This is a genomic window from Bradyrhizobium sp. AUGA SZCCT0105, assembly GCF_018129565.1.
Lineage (GTDB): Bacteria > Pseudomonadota > Alphaproteobacteria > Rhizobiales > Xanthobacteraceae > Bradyrhizobium.
Genome location: NZ_JAFCMK010000009.1, coordinates 96,471 through 110,819, shown reverse-complemented (window position 1 = coordinate 110,819; position 14,349 = coordinate 96,471). Strand labels below are relative to the sequence as shown.

Here is a 14,349-nt window from a genome sequence, read left to right as displayed (position 1 = left end):
CCGCAAAAAGGCCCGAAAATTAAGGCTTTTCGCCGAAGTCAGGGCCTTTCCGGGTTGCCGCCGCGGCCCCCCTGCCCTAACTAGTACGGATCATGAAATTCCTCGATGAAGCCAAGGTCTATATTCGCTCCGGCGACGGCGGCAACGGCTGCGTCGCGTTCCGGCGCGAGAAGTTCATCGAGTTCGGCGGCCCCTCCGGCGGCAATGGCGGCCGCGGCGGCGACGTCATCATCGAGTCCGTCGACGGACTGAACACGCTGATCGACTACCGCTACCAGCAGCACTTCAAGGCGCAAAAAGGCACCAATGGCATGGGCAAGGACCGCCATGGCGCCAACGGCAAGCCGATCGTGCTGAAAGTGCCGGTCGGCACCCAGGTGTTCGACGAGGACCGCGAGACGCTGCTGCACGATTTCACCGAACTCGGCGAGAAATTCGTGCTGGCTGAAGGCGGCAATGGCGGCTTCGGCAACGCGCATTTCAAGTCTTCCACCAACCGCACGCCGCGCAACGCAAATCCCGGTGCGCCGGGTGAAGAACGATGGATCTGGCTGCGGCTGAAGCTGATCGCCGACGCCGGCCTTGTCGGCCTGCCGAATGCCGGCAAGTCGACCTTCCTGTCGGTGGTCAGCGCGGCGCGACCGAAGATCGCCGACTATCCCTTCACCACGCTGCATCCGCAGCTCGGGGTGGTGAATTACGGCGGCCGCGAATTCGTGCTCGCCGACATCCCCGGCCTGATCGAAGGCGCGCATGAAGGTGCCGGCCTCGGCGATCGCTTCCTCGGCCATGTCGAGCGCTGCCGCGTGCTGCTGCATCTGGTCGATGCGACCTGTGAGCACGCCGGCAAGGCCTACAAGACCGTGCGCACCGAGCTCGAAGCCTATGAAGGCCATCTCGCCGACAAGATCGAGATCGTCGCGCTGAACAAGATCGACGCGGTGGAGCCGGACGAGTTGAAGAAGCAGAAGGACCGCCTCAAGCGGGCGGCGAAGAAGACGCCGCTGCTGGTCTCAGGCGTGACGGGCGACGGCGTGCAGGACGCGCTGCGCGCGCTGGTCGAGGTGATCGGCGAAGCGCCGGTGTCCAACAAGGCCAAGAGCCAGGCGGAGCCGTGGGCGACGCCGGTGCCGCAGGGTTGAGCGGCACTTCGACTTCTTAAGCCACATCGTGGCGCCTCTTGCTTCCACTTTCCTGCCAGACCAAACCCATGAAACGCCCCGCGCTCAAGAACTTTCGCCGCATCGTCGTCAAGGTCGGCTCGTCGCTATTGGTCGACTCGCAGGCCGGCGAAGTCCGCGCATCCTGGCTCGCCGCGCTGGTCGACGATATTGCGAAGCTGCACAAGCGAGGCTGCGAGGTCATGGTGGTGTCGTCGGGCTCGATCGCGCTCGGCCGCAGCCGCCTGAAGCTGCCGCGCGGCCCGCTGAAGCTCGAGGAGAGCCAGGCTGCCGCCGCAGTCGGCCAGATCGCGCTGGCGCGGATCTGGTCGGAGGTGCTCGGCCATCACGGCATCGGCGCCGGGCAGATCCTCGTGACGCTGCAGGACACCGAAGAGCGCCGCCGCTATCTCAATGCGCGCTCGACCATCGCCAAGCTGCTGGAATGGCGCGCGGTGCCCGTGATCAACGAGAACGATACGGTCGCCACCACCGAGATCCGCTACGGCGACAATGATCGCCTCGCCGCCCGCGTCGCCACCATGGCGAGCGCGGATCTGCTGATCCTGCTGTCCGATATCGACGGCCTCTACACCGCGCCGCCCGCGATCGATCCCGATGCCAAGCTGATCCCGGTGGTCGAAAGCATCACCTCGGAGATCGAAGGGATGGCCGGCTCGGCCGGCTCCGAACTGTCGCGCGGCGGCATGACCACCAAGATCGAGGCCGCGAAGATCGCGACCACCGCCGGCACCCACATGCTGATCGCCTCCGGCAAGATCGAGCATCCCTTGCAGGCGATCGCCGACGGCGGCCGCTGCACCTGGTTCCTGACCCCGGCCAATCCCGTCACCGCGCGCAAGCGCTGGATCGCGGGCTCGCTCGAGCCGAAGGGCACGCTGACCATCGATGCCGGTGCGGTGGCCGCTTTGCGCGCCGGCAAGAGCCTGCTGCCGGCCGGCGTGATCCGGGTCGACGGCCAGTTCGCCCGCGGCGATGCCGTGGTAGTGCGCGGCCCCGACACCCATGAGATCGGCCGGGGCCTGGTCGCCTACGACGCCGAGAATGCCGAGAAGATCAAGGGCCGCTCCTCGCCGGACGTGATGGCCATCCTGGGCATCAGCGGCCGCTCCGAGATGATCCACCGCGACGACCTCGTGATCGGCCCGGCCGGGGCGATCCCGGCCAAGTAGGCCCAGATAGCCTACCCGGCCGACAGGCTGGGCCTGCCGCCCACCTGCCATGCCGGTTCCGCGCCTCGCCACCCCTCAATTGCCATGCTAGAACATAGCCTTAATCGAAAGCCGGGACTTCCATGAGCGCCCCCCTGAAGGCGATCGACGGCAACGCCGATCTCGCCGCCCTGATGACCGACCTTGCCGCCAAGGCGCGCGCCGCCGCGCGCGTGCTGGCGCTGGCGCCGCCGGAGCAGAAGAACCGGGCGCTCGCCGCGATCGAGCGCGCGATCCGGGCCAACGCACCGGCCATTCTTGCAGCCAATGCCGAGGATGTCGCCGAGGCGCGCGCGGGCGGCATGACGTCAGCCTTCGTCGACCGTCTGACACTGACGCCGGCGCGCGTCGCCGCCATGGCCGATGGCGTGGCAACCGTGCGCGAGATTGTCGATCCGGTCGGCGCCGTCACCGAAAGCTGGCAGCGTCCAAACGGCATGACCATCGAGCGCGTCCGCGTGCCGCTCGGCGTAATCGGCGTGATCTTCGAGAGCCGCCCCAATGTCGCCGCCGACGCCGGCGTGCTGTGCCTGAAATCCGGCAACGCCGTGATCCTGCGCGGTGGCTCCGACAGCTTCCGATCGTGCCGCGCGATCCATGATTGCCTGGTGCAGGGCCTGCGTGAAGCCGGCCTGCCTGAGGCCGCGATCACCCTGGTGCCGACCCGTGACCGCGCGGCCGTCGGCCTGATGCTGACGGGATTGAACGGCGGCATCGACGTGATCGTGCCGCGCGGCGGCAAGAGCCTGGTCGCGCGCGTCGAGGCGGAGGCGCGCGTTCCGGTGTTCGCGCATCTGGAGGGCGTCAACCACATCTATGTCGATGCCAGCGCCAGGCTAGATATGGCCAAGGAGGTCGTGCTGAACGCCAAGATGCGCCGTCCCGGTGTCTGTGGCGCCGTCGAGACCCTGCTGATCGATCGCAACGCTGCCGCGACGAAGCTGAAACCGCTGGTCGAGTTGTTGATCGATGCCGGTTGCGAGGTGCGCGGCGACGAAATCGTGCAAGGCGCCGACGCCAGGGTGAAGCCCGCATCCGACGAGGACTGGAACACCGAATATGAGGACGCGATCATCTCGGCGAAGATCGTCGGCAGTCTCGATGAAGCGATCGCGCATATTCAGAATCACGGCTCGCATCACACCGATGCGATCGTGACGGAGGATGCCGCTGCCGCGCAGAGATTTCTCAACGAGGTCGATTCGGCGATCGTGCTGCACAACGCCTCGACCCAGTTCGCCGATGGCGGCGAGTTCGGCTTCGGCGCCGAGATCGGAATTGCCACCGGCAAATTCCACGCCCGCGGGCCGGTCGGCGCCGAGCAGCTGACGAGCTTCAAGTATCGCGTCCACGGCACCGGGCAGACCCGGCCGTGATCATTGTCGCACGCGCACGGTAAACCATTGCAACAAGCTTCCACCGTGCCGTTATCCCCAGCCCAGGCGCTTCCGTTCTATACCAACGGCATGCGCATCGGGCTGCTCGGCGGCTCGTTCAATCCACCGCACGCCGCGCATCGCGCCATCAGCCAGTTCGCGCTCAAGCGTTTGCAACTCGACCGCGTGTGGTGGCTGCTGACGCCGGGCAATCCGCTGAAGAACCATGATGGCCTGCATGCGCTCAACGAGCGTGCCGCGGCCGCGCGTCGCGTTGCCGACGATCCGCGCATCGACATCAGCTGTCTCGAAGCTGTCATCGGTGTCCGCTACACTGTCGACACGATCATCCACTTGCGCCGCCGTGTCTCCGGCGTGCACTTCGTCTGGATCATGGGCGCTGACAATCTCGCGCAATTTCATCGCTGGAAAGATTGGCGGCGCATCGCGTCCGATGTGCCGATTGCCGTGATCGACCGTCCGCCCCAGAGTTTCCGCGCCCTTGCCGCACCGGCGGCGCAGGCGCTCATGCGCTATCGCTTGCCTGAAAATCAGGCGACACGGCTGGCCGATCAGCAGGCGCCGGCCTGGGTGTTCCTGACAGGAATGAAATCCAATTTGTCTTCGACCGGACTGCGGAACCCGGACGGGAGCTGGAGGACGGCGTGAGGCGCAAAAGGGTTACTGGATATTGAAACCATTAACCCCACATGCGTAGAATGGTGCGTGGGGCCGAGGATTCGGCACCCGCGATACAGTGAAAGGAATGGTCCCTGGCCACATCTGTATTGTCAAAGTCTGTTTTACCGAAAGTTCCCAAGACTTCAGGTCCCAAGACTGCGCGTAAAACATCGACGAAAACCGCGGCCTTGCAGGCGCAACCGGATGCCGACAAACCGGATGCCAACAAGACGCTGAGCCTGATCCTCTCCCGCCTCGACGACATGAAAGCGGAAGAGACGGTCACCATCGACCTTCGCGGCAAATCCGCATATTCCGACTACATGATCGTCACCACCGGCCGGGTTAACCGGCACGTTGGCGCGATCGCGGAAAATGTGACGAAGAGCCTCAAGGAAAACGGGGTCAAGAACATCCATGTCGAGGGCTTGCCCAATTGCGACTGGGTGCTGATCGATTCCGGCGAGGTGATCGTGCACGTGTTCAGGCCTGAGGTGCGCGAGTTCTACAATCTCGAGCGGTTGTGGACTCAGAACCCGGCCGTCGCGGCGGTCTAAGGCGTATCGAAGCCGATGCGAATCGGTTGCAGCGCAGCTAGTCTGCGTTGATGCGTCTCGTCGTGATCTGCATCGGCCGTCTGAAACAGGGCCCTGAACGGGAGCTCGCCGAGCGCTACCGCGAGCGCTTCGAAGATATCGGCCGCAAGCTCGGCTTTCGCGGCCTCGAGATCCATGAGATTGCGGAGAGCCGCGCGCGCGATACGTCTGCGCGCATCACTGAGGAGGCCGCGGCGATCGCGGCGCTGCTGCCGGAAAAGCACATGCTGGTCGCGCTCGACGAACGCGGCAAGAGCATCGACAGCGCGAGCTTTGCGCAGCAGCTCGGCCGCTGGCGCGACGAGGGGGCAGCACATACTGTCTTCATGATCGGCGGTGCGGACGGACTTTCGCCTGAATTGCAGCGCAAGGCTTCGTTGCGTATTGCATTCGGCTCCGCGACCTGGCCGCACCAAATGGTCCGCGTCATGCTTCTGGAACAGATTTATCGGGCCGCGACCATTTTGGCCGGCCACCCCTACCATCGCGCCTGAGGCGCGGTGACGGACAGTCGAAAGCGCTGAACGCACGCGAATGCAGCACAAGCGGGACACAGCTTCGGATTCGCATCGCGGCACCGCGCGCCGCCGCTGGCTGCCGGCATCCCTGCCTCTGTCGATCGCTATGCTCGGCGCGTATCCGCTGACCGCGGCGCATGCGCAGGCGACACCACCCGCGCAACAGTCCGCCCCGCCGGCACAGCAGGCCACGACGGCAGAAACATCGCCCGACGCCATCAAGCAGCGCGAGCAGGAGCTCGAGGCCGCGCGCGAACAGCAGCGCAAGGCCACCGAGTTGCAGGAGAAGTTGAAGGCCGACATCGCCGCGATCGGCCAGGACCGCAGCAAGCTCAATCAGCAGCTGATCGACATTGCCGGCCAGGTGCGCGGCGTCGAGACGCGGATCGCCGACGCCGAGGCACGCTTGCAGCCGCTCGATGGCCGCGAGCGCGAAATCCGCGGCTCGCTCGATTCACGCCGCTCCGAAGTGATCGAGGTGCTTGCCGCGCTGCAGCGCGCCGGGCGGCGCACGCCGCCGGCGCTGCTGGTGCGGCCCGAGGATGCGCTGCAATCGCTGCGCACCGCGATGCTGCTCGGCGCGGTGGTGCCGGAATTGCGCGTCCGCGCCGAGAAGCTTGCGTCCGATCTCGGCGAACTGGTGGCGCTGCGCAAGACCATCTCGACCGAGCGCGATGCGCTGGCGGGCGACCGCGACAAACTCAGGGAAGACCAGACCCGCCTCGCCGCATTGGTCGACGAACGGCAGCGCCAGCAAAGCGCGGCCGAAAAGGACATGGAGGCCGAAGGCGCCCGCGCCATCGCGCTGTCGAAGCAGTCCGCCGACCTGCAGAGCCTGATCGCCAAGATGGAGCAGGATCTCAAGAGCGCGGCCAAGGCCGCCGCCACGGCCAGCCTCCAGGGGGCCCCGGCGACCGTCAACGGCAAGCCCAATCTGGGGGCGCTCAAGGACCCGGCCCGCATGAGCCCGGCGGTCGCCTTCGCCTCGGCCAAAGGCCTGTTCTCCTATCCCGTGAATGGCACCAAGATTCGCGAATTTGGCGGTTCCGACGGCGCGGGGGGCGTACAAAAGGGCATTTCTTTGGCCGCCAAACCGGGCGCGCAGGTCACAACCCCGTGTGACGGCTGGGTTGTTTACGCTGGTCCTTTCCGCAGCTACGGACAACTCTTGATCCTCAATGCCGGGGGCGGGTATCATGTCCTGATCGCCGGGATGGAGCGTATTTCGGTAAACATCGGCCAGTTTGTGCTAACGGGGGAGCCGGTTGCGACCATGGGGTCGACGTCCCAGGTTGCATCCATTCTCGCGACCAATGCGAGCCAGCCAGTGCTCTATGTCGAGTTCCGGAAAGACGGCACTCCAATCGATCCAGGTCCATGGTGGGCCGCAAATGAAGGCGAAAAGGTTCGCGGATGATGCGCAAGACTTCGGTAATTCTCCTTAGCGCCGCCACCGGCGCGGCCCTGACGCTTTTCGTCACGCAGCCCCGCGCTGTGCTGATGGGATCGAGCGCGCGCGCCGCGACGTCGGACACCTACCGCCAGCTCAATCTGTTCGGCGACGTGTTCGAACGGGTGCGCAGCGACTATGTCGAGAAGCCGGATGACAGCAAGCTCGTCGAGTCCGCGATCTCGGGCATGCTGTCCGGCCTCGACCCGCACTCGAGCTACATGGACGCCAAGAGCTTCCGCGACATGCAGGTGCAGACCCGCGGCGAGTTCGGCGGCCTCGGCATCGAGGTCACGATGGAAGACGGCCTGATCAAGGTCGTCTCGCCGATCGACGACACCCCGGCCTCGAAGGCCGGCATCATGGCCAACGACATCATCACCAATCTCGACGATGAGGCCGTGCAGGGCCTGACGCTGAACCAGGCCGTCGAGAAGATGCGCGGTCCGGTCAACACCAAGATCAAGCTCAAGATCATCCGCAAGGGCCAGGACAATCCGATCGACGTCACGCTGGTGCGCGACAACATCCGCGTTCGGTCGGTGCGGGCGCGCGTCGAGGCCGACGACATCGCCTACATCCGCATCACCACCTTCAACGAGCAGACCACCGAAGGCCTGAAGAAGGAAGTCGCCAATCTGCAGAGCCAGATCGGCGACAAGCTGAAGGGCTACATCATCGATCTCCGAAACAACCCCGGCGGCCTGCTCGAAGAGGCCGTCACCGTGTCCGACTCCTTCCTGGAGCGCGGCGAGATCGTCTCGACCCGCGGACGCAATGCCGAGGAAACCCAGCGCCGCGCCGCGCACCCCGGCGACCTGACCAAGGGCAAGCCGGTCATCGTGCTGATCAACGGCGGCTCGGCATCGGCCTCCGAAATCGTCGCCGGCGCGCTGCAGGACCACAAGCGTGCGACGCTGGTCGGCACCCGCTCGTTCGGCAAGGGTTCGGTGCAGACCATCATCCCGCTCGGCTCGGGCAACGGCGCGCTGCGTCTGACCACCGCGCGCTACTACACGCCGTCGGGCAAGTCGATCCAGGCCAAGGGCATCGTGCCCGACATCGAGGTGCTGCAGGACGTGCCGGAAGAGCTGAAGGCGCGCACCGACACCAAGGGCGAGGCCTCGCTGCGTGGCCATCTGAAGAACGACGGCGACGAGAAGACCGGCTCGCAGTCCTACGTCCCGCCGGACGCCAAGGACGACAAGGCGCTGAAGATGGCCGACGACCTGCTGCACGGCATCAAGTCGACCTCGAGCGCGACGCCGGCACCGGCTGCGCCCGGCGACAAGGCCGCGGTCGACAAGCCCGGCAACAAGGCTGCGAACTGATCCAATCCAATTGTTGAGGCGAACAGGGCGGCCCTCGGGCCGCCCTTTCTGCTTTCGCCGTCCACCCCCAACCGTGCTTTGACGGGGGAGGCCGGCGCGCGGAAATGCACCGCATCGTGCTATCGTTCGCGCTGTTGATTCGGGGAGGGGCATGGCAGAAGCGGCCGACGAACTGAGCACGCCGCTTGGGCAGCAGACCGTGGGCAGGACGCGCCGTTTCCGCCTGCCATTCACGGCGATGCAGGCGCTCGCCGTGCTGTTGGGCCTCGTGCTGGTCGGCTTCGCCGGCGTCGCATTGTTCAACGACAATCCGCTCGGCGGCGAACCGATTGCCCGCATCGCGCTTCACAATCCCCCGCCCGCAGCCGCCGACGATAAACACGCCCCGGCCGAACCGGCGGTCAAATCCGCCGCCAAAGCCCCGGCCGCAGCCGTCGACGCCAAGAACGACGCCAAGACCGTCACCATCATCGACGGCTCCAGCGGCAAGCGCCAGGACGTGGTGATCGGCGCCGGCGATCCGGCCGAAAAGACCACGGATGGCGACGCGCCGCCGCTCGCGATGACCGGGATCGACCCGCGCCTGCTGGAAAAATCGCGCTACGGCATGATCCCTGTTGTCGCCGACGGCCTGAAGCCGTTCACGGTCTATGCGGCCGAAGCCGACCGCGCCAAGGCGGCCCGGATGCCCGTGGTCGCCATCGTGGTCGCCGGCCTCGGGGTCGGCGCCGCCAAGACCGCGGACGCCATCATGAAGCTGCCGCCGGCCGTGACGCTGGCCTTCACGCCCTACGGCGCCGATCCCGGCAAGCTCGCGGAACGAGCCCGGACCCAGCGCCACGAGATCCTGCTGCAGATCCCGATGGAGCCGTTCGACTATCCCGACAACGATCCGGGCCCGCAGACCCTGCTGACCACCTTGAGCAGCGAGCAGAACCTCGACCGTCTCTATTGGCACCTCAGCCGCCTGCAGGGATATGCCGGGATCGCCAATTTCATGGGAGCCCGGTTCGTCGCGACCGATCCGGTGATGCAGCCCATCGTGCGCGAGGCGGCCAAGCGCGGCCTGAGCTTTTTCGACGACGGTTCCACCCCGCGCAGCGTCGCGCAGAGCCTCGCGGCCGGCCAATCGTTGCCGTTCGCCAAGGCGGATTTCGCCATCGACGTGGTGCCGACATCGGCGGAAATCGACCGCGCGCTGGTCAAGCTGGAAACGATCGCCAAGGAACGCGGCACGGCCGTGGGCGTCGCCTCGGCGCTGCCGGTCTCGATCGAGCGGCTCGGCGCCTGGCTCAAGACACTGGACTCCAAGGGCATCATGCTTGTGCCATTGACAACGGCGATGCTGAAATCAAAATCAGGCTAAAGATCAATCCGTTGGTGCAGCTTGAGACCTTGCCGGGGGGCCGGGTCGGCGGCGCCAGGAACTGTACGAGGTAGCGGCGGCATGGCACGTTACGAAGACCTGCCCTATCGAACCTGCGTCGGCATCATGCTGCTCAACACGGCTGGGCTGGTCTTCATCGGACGCCGCGCCGGCGGCATTGAGCATGTCGACGACGCGCATGTCTGGCAGATGCCGCAAGGCGGCGTCGATCCCGGCGAGGATACGTTTCAGGCCGCACGGCGCGAGCTCTATGAAGAGACCAGCGTCAAGTCGGTGGAGAAGCTCGGCGAGGTCTCGGACTGGCTGATCTATGATATCCCGCGCACCGTCGCCGGCCGCGCTTGGAAGGGCCGCTACCGCGGCCAGCGGCAGAAGTGGTTCGCATTGCGCTTCACCGGCGACGAGAACGAGATCAACGTCGCCCACCCCGGCGGCGGCCACAAGGCCGAGTTCATCACCTGGCGCTGGGAGCCGATGAAGAATCTTCCGGAGCTGATTGTGCCGTTCAAGCGTCCGGTCTATGAGCGCGTCGTGAAGGAATTCGCCGGTCTGGCGGCCAAATAGACGGCCATATGATCGGCCAGACAAACGCGCGGCGCACCGGTCGAGATGTCATCAGATAAGCCCTATCGCCCCAATGTGGGCATCGCGCTGTTCAACGGCGACGGACGCGTGCTGATCGGCCACCGGATCAAGGACGACGGTCCGGAAATCGTACTGCCCGGCCTCGAATGGCAGATGCCACAAGGCGGCATCGACGCTGGCGAGGACCCGCGCCAGGCCGTGATGCGCGAATTGTGGGAAGAGACCGGGGCGGTCAACGCCGACTATCTCGGTGAGACCGACTGGATGACCTACGAATTCCCGGACTATGACGGGCCGGCATCGCATCGGCTGGCCAAATTCCGCGGCCAGCGGCAGAAATGGTTTGCGCTGCGCTTCACCGGGCGCGACGAGGAGATCGATCCATTGACGCCGCGCAACGGCCAGCCCGCCGAGTTCGATCAATGGCGCTGGGAGCGTCTCGATCGCGTCGCCGATCTCGTGGTGCCGTTCCGCCGCGACGTCTATCGCGCGGTCGCGATCCGGTTCGCGGAATTCGCTAAAGCGCGATGAGATTAGGTTGAATCGTCATCGCGCCTTAGATTCTTGTTCGAGCATGATCTTTTCGGAAAACCGCTTCACACTTTTCCGGATCATGCTCTAGCTGATCCTGCGGCGGAAGACGCCGCGCATCGCCCGGCGTCATGCGGTAGGTCGCGCGGAACACGCGATAGAAGGTCGCGATGCTGTCGAAGCCGCATGAGAACGCGATCTCGTCGATGCCGCGCTCCTGCATCGATGAAAGAAGCCGCCTCGCCTCCCTCAACCTCTTGGCCGTCAGCGTTCGCGCAAATGAGAGACCGGTCGGCTCGAACAGCGCATGCAATTGCCGAAGCGAAATACCGAGCTCGGTGGCGACCGCGGCCGGCGTGAGCGAGGCGCGATGCAGATCGCGCAGCAGGATTTCGCGCGCGGCATGAAGGTAGCCGGCATGCAGCGCGGCACGGATCTCATCCTGGCGCGGCCGCAAGCGCCCGCGCGCAAGCAGCGCCAGGCGCACCATATGCGTGACCTCGCCGGCGAACTGCCCGGCTTGCGCCGGATCGCGCGTCATGGCGCGGAACATGGCGCCGACAAGCCGGGTCAGGCTCGCATCACGCGCCAGCGCGACCAGCGGCACGTCCTCGATCCGCGCACCGAGCACGAGTTCGTCGGTGGCGGGAATCTTGAGGCTGAAGAAGCGAAAACCGTCGGTCCGTTCGGGCGTCGACGCAAACGGAAGATTGGAATGGCCGAACACCATATCTCCGTTGCCGACCCATTGGATGCGATCGCGGCCGATATTCATGTGGCCGGGGCCGCGCACCTGCCAGCCGAGATGCAGGCTGTTGCTCGGAACACGTCCGATGTCGGATGACGTCCGGCTGACGCGGTAGGACGACGCCGACATTTCCGCCAGCACGGCATCGCCGACCGGCGTCGCGGAAAACCGTCCATGGAATTCGGGCCGTCTGTCGCGCTCGAGCTCGATCGTGACCCCGAACAGGTTTTTGCCGCGAACATCGCACCAATGCTCAAAGCGGTCCTGCGGGCGGAGAGCGTCAGTCGAGAAAGTCAGCACAGTACCTTGTCCGTTATTCCGGGGATAAAATCGCGATGCAATCGCGTCAACTCGTCATCGCGCCGCAGCTTGTCATTGGTGCACGATCCCGGCTGTAAGCTGCTTCACATTTCCCGGATCATGCTCTAGTTCGGGCCGACCGTGAACGGACCGACCGCGATGACATGGCAATCGCTGTCGCGCCTGGCGCAGTCGCCGAGCGCGGCGTTGACCGCGCTCTGCTCGTTCTCCGCCTTCAATCCCAGTCCCGGCCGTCCCTGCGTCCCGACCGCAACCGCATTCCAGCCTGCCGTCGCCTCGGTAAGCTTCCGCGCCACGTCGCTCCGCTCGCCCGGCGTGATGACCGAGCTGTCCGCTGGCTTGAAGAAACCGGTCACGCGCAATGTGGCCGGTATCGGCACCACGAAAGCATCGTCGACCACGACGATCGTGCAGGGTACGCCCGCCACCGCACCGCAGGCCTGCAGATTGCGCCGCGCCGATTCCTCGAGCGAATCGATGCCCGAATTGAAGAAGTAGTGACCGCCCGGACCGAGCGCGATGGTTCGCGTCTTGCGCCCCGGCACAAACAGGCTGTCGAGCCGGGTCCTGGCCGCCTCGCGCAGCAGCGGAACGTCCTTGGTCGCGTACGGCTTCTCGACCAGCGCATCACGCTTGACCCACGGCAAGGGCGGCACTGGAGGCTGGCCATGGGCATACACGATGGCATTGCCGACCGCGTACAGCTCGCACTTGCGCGGCGAGCCTGCATTATCGGCGCGCTTCTGGCACAGATCGAGTGCTGCCGTCTTCGCCGCGTCCTCGCTCGGCTGCGCCACGCTCCAGCCGACGAAGCCGTTGATGTTGAGGGCAATCGCCTTGGAGTTGCCCGCCGGCAAATACTCGGTCGCGAGCGCGATGCGGGTGCGGTCGCTGACGAACGGAACAATGTCGGTGGCGAGCTTGTCGCCTGATGCGATCGGAGGCGGCAGCGAGGATGCCGGTGCAGCCGGCACAGGCGGTGCGGGCTTCGCAGACGGCACGCTCGATGCCGGCGGCGACGACGCGACCAACGGTGCCGGTGAAGCTGATACCAAGGGTGTGGGTGCCGGAGGAGAACTGGCCACGGCTGCAGGCTTCGTCGCCGACGTTTCCAGCTTGGTGTAGTAGAGGAAGCCGCCGACGCCGATCGCGGCCAGCAGCACCACGGTGATGGCAGTGGGCCACATCCAGGCCGGTGCGCCCGCAGCTGCGGCCTTGATCGGCTTCTTGAGCTGCGGCGTCGCGTAGGTGCCGTCCTCGCGCCGCATCGCCACCATGTAGGCGTGCACGGGGGTCGGAATGTTCTTTACTTCCTGCGCGCCGATATCGGCGAATTGCACCGACAGCTTGTTGGCGACCTGCTCATGCACGGCGCGCGACACGCAGATGCCGCCGACCTCGGCGAGGCCCTCGAGCCTTGCCGCGATATTGACGCCATCACCCAGCAGATCGCCGTCGCGCTCGACCACGTCGCCGATGGTGATGCCGATCCGGAACGACATCTGCCGGCTCGGCGGATAGGCCATGTTGCGCGTGCGCAGGCTTTCCTGGATGTCGATCGCGCAACGCACGGCTTCGACGGCGCTGGGAAATTCCGCGAGCACCGCATCGCCTGCGGTGTTGAAGATGCGGCCGCCGCATTTGGCAATGAAATCGTCGGTGACCTGACGATAGGAGGCGAGCCGCCGCAGCGTCTCTTCCTCATCCTCGGCAACCAATCGACTATAGCCTGCAATATCGGCCGCAAAGATCGCTGCGATCTTGCGCTTCATGAGTGCCAGCCCCGGAACCCAAATATGCCGGGCAGAATGCCGCCAGACGCTTCCGGGCGCAACAAGCATTCACCGCCCGCCGGGGTACGGCGAGCGTTGAATGCTTCAAGTCCTGGCAGACGATGACTGGAAGAGTGTGAGCGATTTCACAAAGGAGCCGGCTCACTCGACGCTATGGCGCGATCGCTGGTCAGCAATCGCGCCTTAGTGCATAGCCGTCGCGTTGAGCTCGTGCTGGATGCTCTTGAAGTGGTCGAGCCGCTCGATCGCGTGGTCGAGTTCGGAGCCCTCCTTCTCGGAGAGCTTCTCCTGCATCTCGTTGATCGTCTCGGCGAACTTCGCCCGATCGAGCTCCGCAATCGCGGTCGCAACATCGGCGAGCACGGTGAGGCCCTTGTCCGACACCTCGGCAAGGCCGCCGAGCACGATCACCTTCTCGCGCTTGCCGGCGGTCGTGATCGTCAGGATACCCGGACGAATAGTGGCGACGACCGGCGCGTGTCCGGCGAGCACACCGAAATCACCCTCCACACCGGGGACGTCAACCTGATCCACCTCGCCGGAGAAGGCGAGCTTTTCGGGAGAGACGAGATCGAAGTGGAAGGTGGCCATGGTCTTTCCGTTCTTTGCGCTGTCACCCGCGGGCTCGGCCCGCGGGTCC

The 14,349-nt window shown here is 65.5% G+C and carries 14 protein-coding genes; 11 read left to right on the top strand and 3 right to left on the bottom strand.

Features of this window, described 5'->3' with window-relative positions; translation table 11 throughout:
- The first annotated feature begins 92 nt into the window (after positions 1-92).
- The 11 genes from obgE to JQ573_RS33195 all read left to right on the top strand — a co-directional run bounded on the left by obgE (position 93) and on the right by JQ573_RS33195 (position 10,847).
- On the top strand, positions 93-1,142 hold the full coding sequence (gene obgE / locus JQ573_RS33245; protein WP_212318947.1) for a GTPase ObgE: 1,050 nt from the start codon (positions 93-95) through the stop codon (positions 1,140-1,142).
- Positions 1,143-1,210: 68 nt separating this feature from the next.
- Positions 1,211-2,353 carry a glutamate 5-kinase gene (proB, locus tag JQ573_RS33240; RefSeq protein ID WP_212318945.1) on the top strand — a complete coding sequence of 381 codons (1,143 nt, stop codon included), beginning with the start codon at positions 1,211-1,213 and terminating at the stop codon, positions 2,351-2,353.
- A 122-nt stretch (positions 2,354-2,475) separates the two neighbouring features.
- Positions 2,476-3,768: a glutamate-5-semialdehyde dehydrogenase gene (locus JQ573_RS33235; protein ID WP_212318943.1), complete on the top strand. Its 1,293-nt coding sequence runs from the start codon at positions 2,476-2,478 to the stop codon at positions 3,766-3,768.
- Positions 3,769-3,813: 45 nt separating this feature from the next.
- Positions 3,814-4,437, top strand: coding sequence for a nicotinate-nucleotide adenylyltransferase (locus JQ573_RS33230; protein WP_176534335.1), 624 nt, complete (start codon positions 3,814-3,816; stop codon positions 4,435-4,437).
- Between the two features lie 200 nt (positions 4,438-4,637).
- Positions 4,638-5,006, top strand: a complete 369-nt coding sequence (gene rsfS / locus JQ573_RS33225; protein WP_173640701.1) for a ribosome silencing factor — start codon at positions 4,638-4,640, stop codon at positions 5,004-5,006.
- A gap of 50 nt (positions 5,007-5,056) precedes the next feature.
- Positions 5,057-5,539: a 23S rRNA (pseudouridine(1915)-N(3))-methyltransferase RlmH gene (rlmH, locus tag JQ573_RS33220; protein WP_212318941.1), complete on the top strand. Its 483-nt coding sequence runs from the start codon at positions 5,057-5,059 to the stop codon at positions 5,537-5,539.
- 40 nt (positions 5,540-5,579) lie between these two features.
- Positions 5,580-6,980, top strand: coding sequence for a murein hydrolase activator EnvC (locus JQ573_RS33215; protein ID WP_212318939.1), 1,401 nt, complete (start codon positions 5,580-5,582; stop codon positions 6,978-6,980).
- Positions 6,977-8,344, top strand: coding sequence for a S41 family peptidase (locus JQ573_RS33210; RefSeq protein ID WP_207833969.1), 1,368 nt, complete (start codon positions 6,977-6,979; stop codon positions 8,342-8,344). Before JQ573_RS33215 ends, JQ573_RS33210 begins: the two co-directional genes overlap by 4 nt.
- Before the next feature lie 151 nt (positions 8,345-8,495).
- Positions 8,496-9,710: a divergent polysaccharide deacetylase family protein gene (locus JQ573_RS33205; protein WP_212318937.1), complete on the top strand. Its 1,215-nt coding sequence runs from the start codon at positions 8,496-8,498 to the stop codon at positions 9,708-9,710.
- An 81-nt stretch (positions 9,711-9,791) separates the two neighbouring features.
- Entirely contained in the window at positions 9,792-10,295 is a 504-nt protein-coding gene (locus JQ573_RS33200) for an RNA pyrophosphohydrolase (protein ID WP_092121642.1), read from the top strand.
- Positions 10,296-10,340: 45 nt separating this feature from the next.
- Positions 10,341-10,847, top strand: coding sequence for an RNA pyrophosphohydrolase (locus tag JQ573_RS33195; RefSeq protein ID WP_212318935.1), 507 nt, complete (start codon positions 10,341-10,343; stop codon positions 10,845-10,847).
- Positions 10,848-10,872: 25 nt separating this feature from the next.
- Here JQ573_RS33195 and JQ573_RS33190 read toward each other — a convergent pair whose 3' ends face one another.
- The 3 genes from JQ573_RS33190 to JQ573_RS33180 form a co-directional block, all read right to left on the bottom strand.
- Complete coding sequence (locus JQ573_RS33190; RefSeq protein WP_212318934.1) at positions 10,873-11,895, bottom strand: AraC family transcriptional regulator; 1,023 nt, start codon at positions 11,893-11,895, stop codon at positions 10,873-10,875.
- A 125-nt stretch (positions 11,896-12,020) separates the two neighbouring features.
- Complete coding sequence (locus tag JQ573_RS33185) at positions 12,021-13,688, bottom strand: adenylate/guanylate cyclase domain-containing protein (protein ID WP_212318932.1); 1,668 nt, start codon at positions 13,686-13,688, stop codon at positions 12,021-12,023.
- Between the two features lie 204 nt (positions 13,689-13,892).
- Positions 13,893-14,300, bottom strand: a complete 408-nt coding sequence (locus JQ573_RS33180) for a F0F1 ATP synthase subunit epsilon (protein ID WP_092126454.1) — start codon at positions 14,298-14,300, stop codon at positions 13,893-13,895.
- Between the last annotated feature and the right edge of the window lie 49 nt (positions 14,301-14,349).